This window comes from Rickettsia finnyi, from assembly GCF_049668125.1.
GTDB classification, from domain to species: Bacteria; Pseudomonadota; Alphaproteobacteria; order Rickettsiales; family Rickettsiaceae; genus Rickettsia; species Rickettsia kotlanii.
On record NZ_CP187160.1, the window covers coordinates 474,487 to 490,498 of the forward strand.

Sequence of the window (16,012 nt, forward strand, 5' to 3'; positions counted from 1 at the left end):
GGTACGGTTTTCATGTCATTCCCACGAAAGCGAGAATCCAGTAAAATTTTTTATAGGTTTTACTGGATTCTCGCTTTCGTGGGAATGACATAATAGGGGACATATGAACAACAACTACATAAAATTAGAAAACAAATTTGCAACCATCTCACATTTTAATAATATCTTAAGCATATTATACTGGGATGTTGCCGTAAATATGCCTATGGGTTCAGGTGAGAGTAGGACAAACGAAATAGTAACTTTAACGTTGCTAGTTTATTCTATGCTCAAATCTCCTATTCTAAAGGAGCTACTTAGCAAAGCAAAAGAAGAATCAAAGAACCTTGATGAATGGCAGAATGGTAATATTAGAGAGATTGAGAGAAAAGTAACAGATGCAAATTGTATTGACGAGCAACTACAAAAGAAATTGGTAGCAGCTACTACTAAAGCCGCACTTGTTTGGCGAGAAGCAAGAAAACATAACGACTATAATTTATTCAAATCACACTTACAAAAAGTCTTAGATTATACGAAAGAAGTTGCTAAAGTACGAGCAGATGCTTTTAATTGCGGATTATACGACTCATTAATAGATATGTTTGATCCAAGCAGAAAAAGTAGCGAGATCAAACAAGTTTTTGCAGTACTTAAAAAAGAACTCCCGCAGCTCATAAATAAAATTTTAGAAAAACAGAAAACCGAGAAAGAACTAGTAAAGCACAGTGAACTAGCTCCTGAAATGCAAAAGCGTATCGGAAAACGTATTATGGGAATTATGCAGTTTGATCTAACAAAAGGACGATTAGACGAATCGACTCATCCTTTTTGCGGTGGAACGCCAAACGATATACGTTTAACTACTAGGTATGATAAAGATAATTTCATAAGCGGTTTAATGGGAATTATTCATGAAACAGGACATGCTTTATATGAGCAGAATCTACCGGAAATGTATAAAGGGCAGCCGGTTGGGCTTGCTAAAGGTATGGCCTTCCATGAAAGCCAATCTTTATTTATGGAAATGCAAGTAGGTAGATCAAGAGAATTTACCGAATTTTTAGCTAAATTACTTAGAGACGAATTTGCTTTTAAAAGTGAAGAATATTCAGCGGCAAGTTTATATAGAAAAATTACAAGAGTTACGCCTGATTTTATAAGAGTAGATGCGGATGAAGTAACTTATCCGATGCATGTAATATTACGTTTTGAGATAGAGGAAATGCTTATCAATGGCGACTTGAATCTCGATGAGTTACCAAGCTGTTGGGATAGTAAGATGCAGGAATATTTAGGCGTTAAACCGGTAAGTTTTAGTAATGGCTGTCTTCAAGATATTCATTGGTCACACGGAAATTTCGGTTACTTTCCCGCCTATACAAACGGTGCAATTATTGCATCAATGGTGATGGAAAAAGTAAAAGAGATGCATTCAAATATAAAAGATGATATATTAAAGGGTGATTTTAGTAATCTAAATAATTATCTAAATAAGAATTTTAGAAATCTCGGTTCGTTAAAAAATTCAGCCGATTTGTTGAAAAGTGCTAGCGGTGAGGAAAAAATTAGCCCTGAGGTGTATATAAGATATTTAGAAGGGAAGTATTTATAGTAATAAAATCGTTATTGCGAGGAAATTACGAAGTAAGTGACGAAGCAATCTTGGGAGAATTGCTGAGATTGTCATGCTCCTTGCAGTCGCTCGCAATGACGATTAGGTATCCTCGCAATGATGGCTTATGACAAAAACTAAACAATACAAACAATAATATGGAAGAAGACTTTAAAAAAACAGGTTATTTATTTGGCGGGAATGCTGTTTTTGTTGAAGAGCTATATAAGCAATATCTAGCCAACCCTGCCTCGGTTGATCAAACTTGGCAAGAATTTTTTGCCGGCATTAAGGATAATAATACTTTACTCAATAAAAGTACGGCAAAAATAATTATTCCTAATGAAATAAAAAAAGAATCGTTAAATAATAATTTATCTTCTGAAGACTTAAATAGTTTAAAAGCTAAGGAAATGATCAATGCTTATCGCAAGCATGCTCACTATTTAGCGAATCTTGATCCGCTTGGCCTTGAGCTACGTAAAACAAAAAATGATTTAAAGCTTAATATAGAAACTTTTGGTCTTGATAGCGGTCAGCTAGAAGAAAATATCAATATTACGGATGAATTTGTCGGTAATTGGAACTGTAAATTATCTGAATTAGTGACCAAGTTTGATAAAGTTTATACAGGTTCTATAGGTGTAGAGTTTGAGCAAATAGAAAATGTAGCAGGGAAAAACTGGTTATATAATAAGCTAGAAAGCGAAGTTACGTTTTCTTCTGAAGACAAAAAAACTATCTTAAATGATTTAGTAGAAGTAGAAGGGTTTGAGCAGTATTTACATACAAAATTTCCCGGAGCTAAGCGTTTTTCCGTTGAGGGTGGTGATGCTTCTATAGTTGCTATGAGTAAAGCTATAGATTTATCCATGCATCATGGCGTCTCAGAAATCGTTATCGGTATGGCACATCGAGGGAGATTAAACGCTCTAACTAAAGTAGTAGGTAAGCCATATAAAGCCGTTATTGCGGGTTTCATAAGTGGCAGCGTATTTCCTGATGAGCTAAATGTTTCAGGCGATGTAAAATACCATTTAGGCTATTCGTCCGATAGAATTCTAGAGGATAAGAAAATACACTTGTCACTAGCCGATAACCCTTCACATTTAGAAGCGGTAAATCCTATAGTTGCAGGCAAAGTAAGAGCAAAGCAAGATATGCTTGGAGATACTAAACGCAGCAAAGTCAAAGCTATTTTAGTGCATGGCGATGCTGCTTTTTGCGGTCAGGGCGTGGTTGCCGAGAGTCTATCAATGTCACCTTTAGCTGCTTATGATATTGGCGGGATATTGCATTTCGTCATTAATAATCAGTTAGGTTTTACAGCTAATGCTGCAGATACTAGAGCTAGTAGATATTCTACGGAGTTTGCTAAAATCATAGCAGCCCCGATTTTACACGTTAACGGTGACGATATAGAAGCAGTGTTAAAAGCCACCAATATTGCGGTAGAATACAGGCAGAAATTCGGTAAAGATGTTGTAGTAGAAATTATTTGTTACCGTAAATATGGGCATAATGAGGGCGATGAGCCGATGTATACTCAAGGCAAGATGTATAACATTATTAAAAACAAACTGACCCCTGGAAATATTTACGCAAATAAGTTAGTAAAAAGCGGTGTAATCGACAATAATTATTTTGCTAAGTTAAAAGAAGAATTTAAAGCAAAACTAGATAAGGCATATGAGCAGGCAAAAAGTTATAAGCAAGAAGCACATTTCTTAGGCGGATTATGGCAAGGTATTTCTCGTACTCGTACACAAGCTACAATAACGGGTATCAATAAAAAAACATTACACGATTTAGGAACTAAACTATGCGAAATACCGAAAGATTTTGCCGTTAATCCAAAACTTGTAAAACTATTTGAAGCTCGAAAAGCTACTCTAACAGCTGATCAACCTATTGATTGGGCGACGGCAGAGCAGCTAGCTTTTGCAAGCTTGCTTGCTTCAGGCACAAATATAAGGTTAACCGGACAAGATTCGGGACGCGGTACTTTCTCGCATCGTCATTCAGTATTGCACAACCAAATTGATGGTACTACCTATATACCTCTAAATAATTTATCTAAAGAACAAGCAAAATACGAGGTAGCCGATAGTAATTTATCTGAATATGCGGTGCTTGGTTTTGAGTATGGTTATTCACTCGCAAACCCCAAAAATTTAGTTTTATGGGAAGCACAATTCGGTGATTTTGCTAATGGAGCTCAGATTATTTTTGACCAGTTTATTTCAAGCAGTGAGACTAAATGGCTTCGTATGAGCGGGCTTGTAGTTTTGTTACCTCATGCATTTGAGGGACAAGGACCGGAGCATAGTTCGGCAAGGCTTGAGAGGTTCTTACAACTGGCGGCTGAGAACAATATATATGTTACATACCCTACTACCCCTGCTTCGATTTTCCATCTGCTACGTCGCCAAATACTTGATGATACCCGTAAACCGTTAATCGTAATGTCGCCAAAATCATTATTACGTCATAAATATGCCGTATCTAAACTTGATGAGCTAGGTGAAAATACTACTTTCTTACCGGTTTTAGATGAAGTAACTAAAGTAGATACAAACAATATTACTAAAGTAATTTTATGCAGCGGTAAGGTATATTACGATCTATTTGAAATGCGTGGCAATAACAGTAATATAGCGATTATTAGGCTTGAGCAATTATACCCTTTTGAAAAAAAACTTGTAGCATCGCTATTTAAAAAATATAATAGGACGCAGGAATTTATTTGGTGTCAGGAAGAACCAAAGAATATGGGAACTTGGTGTTATATAGTTTCTCACTTAAACGATGCTTTAAAAGAAGCAGGAATTAATAATGAATTTAAATATGTAGGTAGAGAGGAATCAGCCTCTCCGGCAGTAGGCTCGCTGCAAGCACATAATAAACAGCAAGAGAAGCTATTAAGGGCAGCATTGGGAATATGATTCTTAGGGTATTGCCTAATAATCATCATTGCGAGCGACTAAAAGGAGCTTGGCAATCTCAGGAATTTGCCTGAGATTGTTTCGTTGACGCTTATAGCGTCTTCTCGCAATGACGATAAAACTATACAGGGCGATGCTATACAAATATAGGAGTAAAATAAATTATGAGCGTTAAAATTGTTAAAATTATAGTACCGTCGCTTGGGGAGTCTGTAACGGAAGCCACTATTGCCAAATGGTATAAGAAAGAAGGCGATTCGGTTAAAACCGATGAATTACTGTTAGAAATCGAAACCGAAAAAGTGACTTTAGAAGTTAATGCTCCTTGCAATGGTACTATAGGTAAAATATCGAAAACTGACGGTGCAAATGTAGCAGTTGGCGAAGAAATAGGCGAAATAAATGAAGGGGCAGCTGCAAATACTGCCGGTACTAATAATGAATCTGCTCAAGCTCAAGCAGTGACGCAACCTACTTCAGAAAAGCCTGTAGAAAAACCTCCCGTGGCTAATAATACTCTTGCTCCTTCTGTACAAAAATTAGTTACCGATAATAAGCTTGACCCCAATAATATAAAAGGAACAGGTAGAGATTGTAGAATTACCAAAGGTGACGTGCTTGCAACAATAAACGCTATGGCTAGTTTTGCTCCTGCAATAAGTAAATCTAATGAAGAAAGAGTGCAGCGTGTTCGTATGTCACGCTTGCGTAAAACTATTGCACAGCGTTTAAAAGATTCACAAAATACAGCAGCTATTTTGACTACTTTTAATGAAATCGATATGTCAAAAGTAATTGCTTTGCGTAATCAATATAAAGAAGAGTTTGAGAAAAAGCACACTGTAAAACTTGGGTTTATGTCTTTCTTTGTTAAAGCAACAATTGAAGCTTTAAAGCTTATTCCGTCGATAAATGCTGAAATAGATGGTGATGATTTAGTATATAAAAATTACTATGATATAGGTGTAGCTGTCGGAACAGACCAAGGGCTTGTTGTCCCCGTTGTTAGGGATGTCGATAAAATGGGATTTGCCGAAGTGGAGAAAGCTATAGGAATTTTGGCTAAAAAAGCTCGTGAGGGTAAGCTTTCTATGGCTGATTTGTCAGGTGGGACATTCTCGATTTCTAACGGGGGTGTATATGGTTCATTATTATCTACACCGATTATTAATCCTCCTCAATCAGGTATTCTAGGCTTACATAAAACCGAGGAAAGAGCTGTAGTTATAGACGGTAAAATTGAAATACGTCCGATGATGTATATAGCTTTATCTTACGATCATCGTATAATTGACGGGAAAGAAGGAGTATCGTTCTTGGTAAAAATTAAGCAGCTTATTGAGAATCCTGAAAAGTTATTGTTAAATTTGTAAAAAATTGTCATTGCGAGCAGCCCTAGGCTGCGTGGCAATCTCATGAAATAATAACCAAACTTCTGAGATTGCTTCGTTAATTACTTCGTAATTTTTCTCACAATGACGTAGCCTCGTTTTTACTCTTTGAAAAAAAAGTAAAATCATTCAAAGAAAGGAAGTATATAATAATGATAAAATGTACTCGTCGTATTGAGTTCGATGCAGGACATAGAATTATAGAACATCAAAATAAATGTCAATTCCTGCACGGTCATCGTTATGTTCTTGAGATCGCTATAGCTGCAAACAAAACCGATAAACTTGGTATGGTAATCGATTTTGGTTTAATTAAGGATTTAGCTAAAAAATGGATTGATGAAAATTTTGATCATAGCTTAATCCTACATCAAGACGATAAGGAAATGGGGCAGCAAATAGAAAATTGTACTGGTCAAAAAATATATTACATGCAAAATAATCCGACTGCAGAAAATATAGCGATGCATTTAAAGAATGAAATTTTTCCTAAACTTTTCGTAAGTCAAAACTTCTTTGTAACGAGCCTCAAACTATATGAAACACCGAATTGTTTTGTTGAGGTTTAGGCATGCAAGATTGCTGTTTAATTTTAACTACTACTAATGATTTGCAAATTGCCGAGAAAATAGCATCTGTTTTGTTAGAATTAAATCTTACTGCCTGCATTCAAATTGACGATGTCAAAAGTTACTTTAGATGGAATGGTAGAGTAACTTTAGAAACTGAATATAGACTTGTAATTAAAACAAAATCTTCTAATTATAACGAAATAGAAAATAAACTTCTGGAAATTCATAATTATGAATTACCGCAAATAATAAAAATAAATATTGACTATGGCTTTCCAAAGTACTTAGAATGGATTAATCAAAATAATAAACAAACTTATAGTTGAGTAAATTTAAAAATTAAGTAAATTATGAAATTATGGCAAAAAGTTACCTTAGGATTAATCTTAGGTATTATATTTGGTATATACTTACCACAATATGTTAATTATATTAAACCTATCGGTGACATTTTTTTACGTTTGATCAAAATGATCATTACCCCTTTAATTTTCTTCAGTTTGGTTTCCGGTATCACTAGTATGAATGATAATTCTGCCCTTGGTAGAGTAGGAATGAAAGCGGTAGCCGCTTTTTTAGGTACTACTTTTTTTGCCACGGTTTTTGGACTCACTGTTGCCTTAGTATTAAAGCCAGGAGTAGGCGTACATATAGATTTCACCTCTTCAGGAACGACAAGCAGAACTTCATTTAATATAATTGATTTTTTTGTAAATATCGTCCCTAATAATGCTGTTGGGGCTTTTGCAAACGGTAATGTCTTACAAGTTGTATTTTTTGCTATTTTTGTTGGAATTACCTTAAACAAAATGAAATCTATCGGTGAACCTATTACTGATTTAATGCATGTAATGTCAAAATTAATATTAAAAATGATATCGTTTGTTATTCAATTGTCCCCTTACGGTGCTTTTGCTTTAACAGGCTGGATTGTAGGCATGCAGGGAGTTGAGGTAATGATTAGTTTATCGAAACTTGTTGTAGCGGTAGTTGTGGCGATGACATTCCAATATTTAGTTTTTGGCTTACTTATATGTGTATTCTGTCGTGTTTCACCTATACCTTTTTATAAGAAAAGTTTTGAGTATCAAATACTTGCTTTTTCTACTTCAAGTAGTAAGGCGACTCTTGCAACTACTATGCAAATTTGTCGTGAAAAGCTTGGCATTTCAGAGTCGAGTACTTCGTTCGTACTTCCGATAGGTGCGTCAATTAATATGGACGGTTTTGCTATAAATTTATCTCTTACCACCATATTTTTTGCTCAGATGATGGGAGTAACGCTTGCTCCTCACGACTATTTAGTCATTATTCTCACCTCAACACTTGGATCTATCGGTGGTGCTGGTATTCCCGGTGCCTCTTTGATAATGCTTCCTATGGTTCTTTCTTCAGTTCACTTACCTATAGAGGGAGTAGCAATTATTGCTGGTATTGACCGAATACTTGATATGCTACGTACTACTATCAATATTACCGGCGATGCAACAATTACTATGATTATAGATAACAGCGAGGATACTTTAGATAAGGAAGTATATTTATCTTAATGATATTGCTAACTCAGACCAGACATTGTCATTGCGAGCAACTATAAGCATTGTTGTCTGAATTGAAAAATGTGTTTTATGTTCTCCCCGCGTAGGCGGGAATCCAAGGAAAAGCGAAATTAAAATATAGTTAAAATTTCCTGTCTTATTTTCAACTTTAAAAACTATTGATTTTAGAATCTAAAGTGTGTATTACAATGGTTATATTAACTTAAGGTTGGAGTACGTTGGAGTACATGTTAAAGTTCCTAAATAATACAGTACAATCAAAAAGGTTTGTATCTATAAATAATAGAACTTCAGTAAGTGATATACCTGAATCGTTTTGGTATTCTATCGCTGAAAATAGCTGTGATATTAATTGGGGAAATATACCATTACAAAAAAGTCCTTTTCAGATTGTTACTACTCAAGGCTTAATTCAAGTGTTAAAACTCAAAACCATAATTGAATTTGGAAGTTTTAAAGGAGCTTCTACCCTTTGGTTAGCAGATATACAAAGTTTATCGGTAAAAGACGGTAAAGTTATTAGTATAGATATCGATTTTGAAAATATTGATCAAGCCGTAACAGAAGATAATAGAATAGAATTTTTACAAGGTGATTCTAATAAAGTAGAGGCAATATTCCCAAAAGAGAAAATATCTGAAATAGTACATCCTATACTTTGAATAGAAGATGCTTATATTAATACTATAGGTATTTTGGAATATTTTCATAATAATCTTTTTGCAGAAGGGGATTATTTCATAATTGAAGATACTAATATTGACTATAATGAATGCGTGCTATGATGTTTGGAGGAAAATTTTAGATGAAAAAACTTGTATAGCAAAATTAGAAAATTTAAACAATAAAATCGTTAGATTAACTCGCTGGTTAAGATTTATATTTAGTAGATACAAAATATGTAGATCCTTTCAGTATTATTAGTGCTTCTAAAAATTGGAACTCAGTTATAAAAAAGATTTAGATAAATTATGAGAAAGGAAATTTATCTAAAAAATGTTAATATTAATATTGATGAGGTTTTAAACAATTTTACTAAAAAGCCATATAAATCTACTGTATTTTTTAAAAATTTTTTAGAAACAAAATATGTAAATTATACAAAAAAAATTAAAAATGCCGTAAACAATAATGCAGAAATTATACATATAAAAAATATCAATCAAAAAAATTATAATATAATGACTCTCTATGACGGTGAGGTACGGATTAGTGGAATAGAAGAATTAATTTGTCATATGTATGGAGTAATAGGGATACTTGGTAAGTGATAACTTATCTCCTATAGTGGACTATTTAATTTGGGGGATTGTACATAAAAGACATGAGAATCTACCTATAAGTATATATTAGCCTTAAAGATATATTAAATCACTTGAGCTACCAAGATATCTTAATCGGGCTTAGTAATGAATTTACAGTAACAAGTACAGATTCTTTTTCATGTAAAATAGTGAGCAAGTAACTCCCTTTATTAGTAGAACATGCTACCGGTTATTATAGCAGAATAAAAATGGATGCTATTCCTGCAACACAAAGAGCAGCAGGGTTTTTAAATCAAATTAGAGAAATCGTAGATCAAAAATCTACGCAAAACTATATATATGTTACGTCCGGTGTGTTATATTAAGCAATAAAACGGTTTTACGTAAAAGAGATAGCTATAGTCCTAAATGGGATGGAAAAGACCGTTATTTTATTAGAATATATTCAGTGAAAGATATAAACCAAGGTATATTAGCAAATGTTGCTCAACCTTAGATATAGGTATAATAACCATCATACCAAGATGGCTGTAAGACAACAACCTCCATTATACTTCATGATTTTACTCACTTATAATAATAGACCCCTGGTATAACTTAATATTAAGTTTTGACAGATTGGTCTTGCAACAATGGAGCTTAAACATTATTAGCGGTCTATATATTAGTTGAATAATATAAAGAGTCAAGAGATTTAAGTTGTCATTAATAATAAATAATGTAATTCTGAGTTACGTGGTATATTTTCTATATAATTTGCTTCTAGCATTTGCTTTTACATCAATAATAATTTATATTTATTTTCACTCATGCGAATAGCAGATTACTTTTGTAGTTTATTATTGGTGATAATTAGGAAATATAAAATAACAATATGAGTCAAAAGATAATTTTAAATAATTCATATTCTATTACTAAATTGCACTTATTCCATATAGTAGACCCAAGCCCTTGGCCCGTCCTAACATCTTTTGCTTTACTTCTTTTGGTTATAGGTGGCGTCTCATTCATGCATGGCTACAAATTTAATATATATATTTTATCTGCAGGGATTATTTCAGTAAGTTACTGTTTATATTCTTGGTGGAGAGATGTAGTGAAAGAAGGAATAGTCGAACATCAGCATACTAGTCCTGTTAGAAAAGGTTTACAAATAGGTATGGCGTTATTTATCTTAACGGAAATAGTATTTTTTAGTGTATTTTTTGCTTCTTTTTTTAAAGCAAGTCTATCACCCGTAGGTCTTTTAGACGGTGTATGGGTTGTAAAGCAGGGCATTTGGCCTCCACCTACAATTAAAACTTTTGAGTCGTTTGATATTCCTTTTATCAATACTTTAATACTACTCTTATCAGGCACTACCATTACTTGGGCTCACTACGCCTTAAAAGAAAAAAATCAAAAAGATTGTGTAACTGCACTTGCTCTTACCATATTGCTTGGAATATTTTTTACAACTATGCAGGCATATGAATATTACCATGCGGCGTTTAAATTTACAGATGGTATATATGCTTCTAATTTTTATTTAACCACGGGTTTGCATGGAACCCATGTAATTATAGGTACTATATTTCTAATAATTTGCTACTTTAGAGCGAAAAGAGGAGATTTTACTACAGAAGGTAATGGACATTTAGGGTTTGAATTTGCTGCATGGTACTGGCATTTTGTGGATGTGGTTTGGTTATTTTTATTTACGTTTGTTTATATATTTGGAAGTTAAATTATACTATATGTGATTATAATGTTACTTAAAATAAGTGTTTTTAAAATATTTTTGTATATTAATTAAAATTGCATATATTTAGGAGTTGATTTATATATAAATAAATTATACATTATTTTTTAAATGCTAATTATTTTATTGAGGTAAAACATATGAACTTTTCTATTCGTAAATTAAACGAAGAATTAATCGATTATAATCTATCATTACGCATATTATTTACTATTCTAAGCGTGGCTATTATTATGGTAGCTTTTGATAGCTTAGGTAGTAATGACGATCCTGTAGGTGATGCATTATGTAAGTTAATTAAAGTATTCAGAGGCAATACTGCAAGAGGTATAGCTGTTGTCGGTATAATTGTTCTGGGAATTCAAACATTAAGAGGAAAATTGCAGTGGGAAGTAGCTTTAGTGGTAGTTACTGCAATCATTATATTATTTAAAGCTCCAGATATTGTTAATATGGTATCAAGTGATACTAATAACTCAAATTGTGGTGTTTCCTAATACATAAAATTATTATATCTTTAGTAATACCCATAAGCTTTAGCTTGTGGGTATTTTATTTTTAAGTGATGTTGTTGCATAGCTCCTATGTCATTTCCACATGACATCCATTGCCTTTATACTCAGGTCAAGGGCAATATTCGTACAATACTCAATAGTGTTTTAATTGTTTTGATGGACCACGTGGTTAAACCACGGGATGACAGTGGATTTTATCGGTCTATGCAACAACGTCCTCACTTAAATAAAAGTCCTAATCTATTACCTATAACAATATCAATATATTTTGCTGTAATAGGGATCCCTTCAATATTCATTTCTAGATATATTGCTTGTTTTGCAGGGATTTTTGTTTGTAGTTTTGTAATTGATACATATTCATCTAAAGCTTGATTATTAGTATCCATTACTCTCACTTTGATTATAGGATCGGAAATTAAATAATCAGACTCATTAGATAATTTATAAAATATCTTCATACCGCCTATATGACGAGATTGGCCTAAATTAATTTCTTCTATCTTTAATTGATCATATTTACCTAAGAATTTAAAGCTATCTATTAGTAATATCACTAAACAAAAAATTATAAAGCTAGTCCATAATATTGGAAATATGTTATATTTTTTCTTAGGAGGAATATACGGGAAAATAACCGGTACATTAGCATTGTAATGATTTTTAATAGGAGTTTTAATAGTTCCCGTGTTTACTTTATCTTTAAAGTCATTTAATGTACTAATATTATAGTCTAATTTCTGATACCACAAATGGCTACATTTGGAACATTTTACTCGTCGTCCGTTAATACCTATTTGATTGCTTGTAACAATAAATCTTGTTTGGCAATTTGGGCAAGTAATATACATAGTTAATTATAATTATTATATTTGTATTATATTTGACTTTCATGATAATCTCATTTATTATTTTTGGCAATAAAACAGTTAAAAGATATGTCCTCTCTTATTAAAGAAATTGAAGAAGCTTGGCAAATTAAGGACAAACTTCTTCATGATTCTTCAAAGCTTATAACATTAAAGCAAGCTCTTAATGATAGTATAGAAAGCTTAAATCAAGGTACGATTCGTGTTTGTGAAAAGAAAGAAAATAGTTGGCAAGTTAATGAATGGGTAAAGAAAGCTATATTGCTATATTTTATCACTACGGAATCACAACTTTATAATAACAATTATAATAGTTGGTATGACAAAGTTGCTCCTAAATTTTCTGCAGATACTGATAAAAATACATTCAAAGAAGCAGCTATACGCAAAGTGCCTGGAGCTGTTGTTAGAACTGGTACTTATATAGCTAAAAATGTTGTAATTATGCCTTCTTTCATTAATATAGGTGCTTATATAGATGAGGGAACAATGATTGATACATGGGTTACTATCGGCTCATGTGCTCAAATCGGCAAGAATTGCCATATTTCAGGCGGCACGGGAATAGGTGGGGTGCTTGAGCCGTTGCAAGCCAAGCCTGTTATCATTGAAGATAATTGTTTTATCGGTGCAAGATCGGAAATAGCAGAAGGTGTAATAGTAGAGGAAGGAGCAGTAATTAGTATTGGGGTGTTTATCGGTAGCTCTACAAAAATAGTATACAGAGATACAGGTGAAATTATTTACGGCAGAATTCCGGCTTATTCCGTTGTAGTTCCAGGAGTATTACCTGCTAAGGAAGCCGGTAAGCCTGGACTTTATTGCGTAGTTATCGTAAAACAAGTCGATAAAACTACTAGAGCTAAAGTAAGCATAAATGATTTATTGAGATAGATAGATCAATGTGAGCGTTCATGGGTCATATAAAAATGAATTTTTATATTTTTTACTGGATTCCGTGAATAAATCACGGGATGACAGAGAGGAATAATAAGCCGCTTAATACTAGTGAACGGTCACAGATCAATAATGTCGCCAATTATACCATTAAGATATCCCTTTCTTTGTTGTTGTTCTGAAATATCTATTTGTTGAATTGCGTTATTATTTGGGTTTCCTACGAAAGTATTGTATGCCATAAGCATTGCATCTCGTTGTTTTTGAGGATCACGTACAACACCAGCTGCTTTAAAATATGATAGCTTAGCTGGGTTTTCACGTCCTAAATTAAATAGCATATCGCCGATTTTATTGTACATTTCCTTAAGTTCTTCATTACATGTTAGAGCTCCATTATAATCTTCTTCTTCGCTCAATATATCGCATATTTTAGAGTAGCAGCTAGCTATAGTTTGAGTTACTTCTGCTTTGTCCGAGTACTTATTTAACCACTATATGGCTTCTTTATAATATTGCATTGGTTGATCGTGTTTAGGTTCTATTAGATTACTAAGAAAAGTTTTAGCCAATAATGTAGCTGGTTTATCTAAAGCTTCTAAAACCATTACAGAGAAAAATATAACAGACACCGTACAAAATAATTTTAATGCAAAAATGAAAGCTTTAATACCTAATACTAAAGATTTCTCAAAAGAGGTAAAATTTCTTAATATAATAAGTGGTGAGAAAATAGAAGCGGTATTTAATACCCCTGTTGTTGTACCGGTAATAGTGGTAGTAGGGATCGCCACTACCTACGAGGGAATGGGCTTGGTATAGACGGTTTAGTTAGAAAGAGAAACAGTCTAAAGCCTATCGAAAATCTTTTTCTTAAAAAAAATGCTGCGGTTGCAATGGCAGTAGCTTATATTGCTCCTACTTCTAAAATAGGGAAAAAATCCGCAACCGCTGTTCAAGCTATAGCAGCTTCAGTTGACAAAAAAGAGAGTTAGCAATAAAGACTCAAGGAAAGGAAAAACTAAAAGCATTAATTGTAGAAGAAGTTTTTGAGAAATATACAACTAAAAATGCAGATGCACTTGATGGTAATATAAATCAATTAGCTCAAGCTATAAAAGAAGGAACCAATATTGAGTTCATAGGTTCTAAAAGAGAAGTAGCAAGTGGTATAGATCAGGAAACAAGAAATCTATGTGTTAGCATGAATCAAGATGCAGGATTAATGCAGCAACTGAAAGCGAATAATTCTAGGTTAGCAGCAATTATAGAAGTGGCAGCTGTAAATGAAGCAGAAGTTGCTACAAGACGTTCTGAGTCAGCAGCAAGCAGCACAAGTAGTAGCAAATGGAGACAGACGTAAGCTATGGTGGAGTAGTTGTAGTAGCTCCTGTTGCACCATTGGTTTTACCGGCAGATCCAAGAGAAGAGGACGTAGAAGAGGTAATAGCTGTTCCTGCAGTTGCAGCTCCATTAGCACCGGTACCGGTAGTTATTAATATGGAAGATGTAGGGGGAGTGCCGCCTCCGGTGGAAGAAGCATACTGGTGCAGAAATTATGATTGTTCAACGTATAGAGAGGATTGTTCTTGTAGAGGGCAATATTGAAGGCTTTGATGATGATGAAGATGATGATTATAATATAATACGGGAGCGAACAAAGTAGAAGTATCTAGTAGTACAAATAAATCAGAATCTAAGGATTCTGAAGTTAGCCTTGAAAACTCGAAGCAAGAGGAAGCTAGACAAGAAGAGGAGGCAAAAGTAGTTGCTTCTATACAGGAAGCCGCAGAAGCAAGCATTGCTGAAGCTGCTGAAGTTGTAGAAATGCAAAATGCAGTAAAACAAGACGAAGAAATGATGGGAGCAATATATAATCCGATTCATGATATCACTCAAATGAGCTGTAATATTATATCGCATAGAATGTTCTTTAGTGCTGCGGTTGCTGCGGGTGATGAAGATGAAAAAGTGTTAGATAAAAGCCTTTGGATTGCAGGTACTTACGGTACTAATACGCAACAAGGTTGTGCCGGTTATAAAGGTCATGCTTCGGGCGGTACTATAGGTATAGGTTTTGATATTGGTTCTGATAACTACAAAGATTTAGTCGGTATTGCTTATACTAAATTGGATTCAAAGTTTGAGTCTAACGGTAGCAGGTCAAATACTAATATCGATAGCCATATCGTAACTTTATACGGACAAAAAGAATTACCGAAAAACTTTATGATACAAGCTATGTTTGCTTACAATCATAATATAGTAAAGGGTAAAATCAACCATTTAGGTACTATTGCAACCGGTAAATATAAGAATTATAATTATAACTTTGAAACTTTATTAAGTTATCATCTTATGAATGGTGATATTACTCTTACTCCAAATCTTGGTATAAGATACGGCCACTCTAAAGACGATACATATCAAGAAAGTGATGTAGGTATTCAGTATTTGAGTATTGCTTCTAAAAAGCAGTATTTATAGAGCGGTATTTTAGGCGGTAAGGTAGAAGGTAGCTTTAGCACCGCAGAAAATAGCTGAAGGTTTCAGTGTTACGCCTGCACTTCAAGCATCTGTAGAACATTACTTTAATGATAATAGTAAAAAACTTAATGCTAAAGTAAAATGGAACGATAGAGAAGTTAATGAAACTATCGCATT

Annotated in this window: 16 protein-coding genes and 1 pseudogene; 14 read left to right on the forward strand and 3 right to left on the reverse strand. The window is 33.6% G+C overall.

All coding sequences use genetic code 11. The annotated features are described in order from the left end of the window. Window positions 1-103: 103 nt before the first annotated feature. The 10 genes and pseudogenes from ACPKKV_RS02600 to ACPKKV_RS02645 all read left to right on the forward strand — a co-directional run bounded on the left by ACPKKV_RS02600 (window position 104) and on the right by ACPKKV_RS02645 (window position 11,564). Complete coding sequence (locus ACPKKV_RS02600) at window positions 104-1,594, forward strand: carboxypeptidase M32 (protein WP_392506054.1); 1,491 nt, start codon at window positions 104-106, stop codon at window positions 1,592-1,594. A 158-nt stretch (window positions 1,595-1,752) separates the two neighbouring features. Next, window positions 1,753-4,539: a 2-oxoglutarate dehydrogenase E1 component gene (locus ACPKKV_RS02605; protein WP_392506055.1), complete on the forward strand. Its 2,787-nt coding sequence runs from the start codon at window positions 1,753-1,755 to the stop codon at window positions 4,537-4,539. A gap of 164 nt (window positions 4,540-4,703) precedes the next feature. Further along, complete coding sequence (odhB, locus tag ACPKKV_RS02610) at window positions 4,704-5,912, forward strand: 2-oxoglutarate dehydrogenase complex dihydrolipoyllysine-residue succinyltransferase (protein WP_392506057.1); 1,209 nt, start codon at window positions 4,704-4,706, stop codon at window positions 5,910-5,912. Window positions 5,913-6,082: 170 nt separating this feature from the next. Then, window positions 6,083-6,499: a 6-pyruvoyl trahydropterin synthase family protein gene (locus ACPKKV_RS02615; protein WP_029374620.1), complete on the forward strand. Its 417-nt coding sequence runs from the start codon at window positions 6,083-6,085 to the stop codon at window positions 6,497-6,499. 2 nt (window positions 6,500-6,501) lie between these two features. After that, window positions 6,502-6,828, forward strand: a complete 327-nt coding sequence (gene cutA / locus ACPKKV_RS02620; RefSeq protein WP_392506058.1) for a divalent-cation tolerance protein CutA — start codon at window positions 6,502-6,504, stop codon at window positions 6,826-6,828. A 24-nt stretch (window positions 6,829-6,852) separates the two neighbouring features. Further along, complete coding sequence (locus ACPKKV_RS02625) at window positions 6,853-8,052, forward strand: dicarboxylate/amino acid:cation symporter (RefSeq protein WP_392506059.1); 1,200 nt, start codon at window positions 6,853-6,855, stop codon at window positions 8,050-8,052. Window positions 8,053-8,288: 236 nt separating this feature from the next. After that, window positions 8,289-8,618: pseudogene (locus tag ACPKKV_RS02630) on the forward strand (CmcI family methyltransferase); the annotation flags it as partial. Between the two features lie 414 nt (window positions 8,619-9,032). Next, a complete protein-coding gene (locus ACPKKV_RS02635) occupies window positions 9,033-9,332 on the forward strand; it encodes a hypothetical protein (protein ID WP_392506060.1) in 300 nt (99 codons plus the stop codon). 868 nt (window positions 9,333-10,200) lie between these two features. Further along, the gene (locus ACPKKV_RS02640) at window positions 10,201-11,052 is read left to right on the forward strand and encodes a cytochrome c oxidase subunit 3 (RefSeq protein ID WP_392506061.1); all 852 of its coding nucleotides are present in this window, start codon (window positions 10,201-10,203) and stop codon (window positions 11,050-11,052) included. Window positions 11,053-11,207: 155 nt separating this feature from the next. Then, on the forward strand, window positions 11,208-11,564 hold the full coding sequence (locus tag ACPKKV_RS02645) for a TrbC/VirB2 family type IV secretion system protein (protein WP_392506062.1): 357 nt from the start codon (window positions 11,208-11,210) through the stop codon (window positions 11,562-11,564). A 236-nt stretch (window positions 11,565-11,800) separates the two neighbouring features. Here ACPKKV_RS02645 and ACPKKV_RS02650 read toward each other — a convergent pair whose 3' ends face one another. Beyond that, on the reverse strand, window positions 11,801-12,433 hold the full coding sequence (locus tag ACPKKV_RS02650) for an MJ0042-type zinc finger domain-containing protein (protein WP_392506063.1): 633 nt from the start codon (window positions 12,431-12,433) through the stop codon (window positions 11,801-11,803). Window positions 12,434-12,520: 87 nt separating this feature from the next. Between ACPKKV_RS02650 and dapD the strand changes: the two genes are divergently transcribed. Beyond that, window positions 12,521-13,345 carry a 2,3,4,5-tetrahydropyridine-2,6-dicarboxylate N-succinyltransferase gene (dapD, locus tag ACPKKV_RS02655; protein WP_392506065.1) on the forward strand — a complete coding sequence of 275 codons (825 nt, stop codon included), beginning with the start codon at window positions 12,521-12,523 and terminating at the stop codon, window positions 13,343-13,345. A gap of 122 nt (window positions 13,346-13,467) precedes the next feature. On the opposite strand, the gene ACPKKV_RS02660 is transcribed toward dapD, so the two are convergent. Both ACPKKV_RS02660 and ACPKKV_RS02665 read right to left on the reverse strand, forming a co-directional pair. Then, window positions 13,468-13,767: a hypothetical protein gene (locus tag ACPKKV_RS02660; RefSeq protein WP_392506066.1), complete on the reverse strand. Its 300-nt coding sequence runs from the start codon at window positions 13,765-13,767 to the stop codon at window positions 13,468-13,470. A 75-nt stretch (window positions 13,768-13,842) separates the two neighbouring features. Next, the gene (locus ACPKKV_RS02665; protein ID WP_392506067.1) at window positions 13,843-14,142 is read right to left on the reverse strand and encodes a hypothetical protein; all 300 of its coding nucleotides are present in this window, start codon (window positions 14,140-14,142) and stop codon (window positions 13,843-13,845) included. A gap of 410 nt (window positions 14,143-14,552) precedes the next feature. Between ACPKKV_RS02665 and ACPKKV_RS02670 the strand changes: the two genes are divergently transcribed. The 3 genes from ACPKKV_RS02670 (at window position 14,553) to ACPKKV_RS02680 (ending at window position 15,835) form a co-directional block, all read left to right on the forward strand. Continuing rightward, entirely contained in the window at window positions 14,553-14,711 is a 159-nt protein-coding gene (locus ACPKKV_RS02670) for a hypothetical protein (RefSeq protein WP_392506068.1), read from the forward strand. Next, window positions 14,696-14,956, forward strand: a complete 261-nt coding sequence (locus ACPKKV_RS02675) for a hypothetical protein (protein ID WP_392506069.1) — start codon at window positions 14,696-14,698, stop codon at window positions 14,954-14,956. Before ACPKKV_RS02670 ends, ACPKKV_RS02675 begins: the two co-directional genes overlap by 16 nt. 219 nt (window positions 14,957-15,175) lie before the next feature. After that, window positions 15,176-15,835 carry an autotransporter outer membrane beta-barrel domain-containing protein gene (locus ACPKKV_RS02680; RefSeq protein WP_392506070.1) on the forward strand — a complete coding sequence of 220 codons (660 nt, stop codon included), beginning with the start codon at window positions 15,176-15,178 and terminating at the stop codon, window positions 15,833-15,835. Window positions 15,836-16,012 lie beyond the last annotated feature (177 nt).

Bases quoted from the DNA above. Each gene is read 5' to 3' on its own strand.
- ACPKKV_RS02680 (WP_392506070.1), top strand. From the start codon at position 15,176: ATGCAAAATGCAGTAAAACAAGACGAAGAAATGATGGGAGCAATATAT.
- ACPKKV_RS02675 (WP_392506069.1), top strand. From the start codon at position 14,696: ATGGAGACAGACGTAAGCTATGGTGGAGTAGTTGTAGTAGCTCCTGTT.
- ACPKKV_RS02615 (WP_029374620.1), top strand. From the start codon at position 6,083: ATGATAAAATGTACTCGTCGTATTGAGTTCGATGCAGGACATAGAATT.
- ACPKKV_RS02635 (WP_392506060.1), top strand. From the start codon at position 9,033: ATGAGAAAGGAAATTTATCTAAAAAATGTTAATATTAATATTGATGAG.
- odhB (WP_392506057.1), top strand. From the start codon at position 4,704: ATGAGCGTTAAAATTGTTAAAATTATAGTACCGTCGCTTGGGGAGTCT.
- ACPKKV_RS02670 (WP_392506068.1), top strand. From the start codon at position 14,553: ATGAATCAAGATGCAGGATTAATGCAGCAACTGAAAGCGAATAATTCT.
- ACPKKV_RS02605 (WP_392506055.1), top strand. From the start codon at position 1,753: ATGGAAGAAGACTTTAAAAAAACAGGTTATTTATTTGGCGGGAATGCT.
- ACPKKV_RS02625 (WP_392506059.1), top strand. From the start codon at position 6,853: ATGAAATTATGGCAAAAAGTTACCTTAGGATTAATCTTAGGTATTATA.
- ACPKKV_RS02650 (WP_392506063.1), bottom strand. From the start codon at position 12,433: ATGTATATTACTTGCCCAAATTGCCAAACAAGATTTATTGTTACAAGC.
- dapD (WP_392506065.1), top strand. From the start codon at position 12,521: ATGTCCTCTCTTATTAAAGAAATTGAAGAAGCTTGGCAAATTAAGGAC.
- cutA (WP_392506058.1), top strand. From the start codon at position 6,502: ATGCAAGATTGCTGTTTAATTTTAACTACTACTAATGATTTGCAAATT.
- ACPKKV_RS02645 (WP_392506062.1), top strand. From the start codon at position 11,208: ATGAACTTTTCTATTCGTAAATTAAACGAAGAATTAATCGATTATAAT.
- ACPKKV_RS02600 (WP_392506054.1), top strand. From the start codon at position 104: ATGAACAACAACTACATAAAATTAGAAAACAAATTTGCAACCATCTCA.
- ACPKKV_RS02640 (WP_392506061.1), top strand. From the start codon at position 10,201: ATGAGTCAAAAGATAATTTTAAATAATTCATATTCTATTACTAAATTG.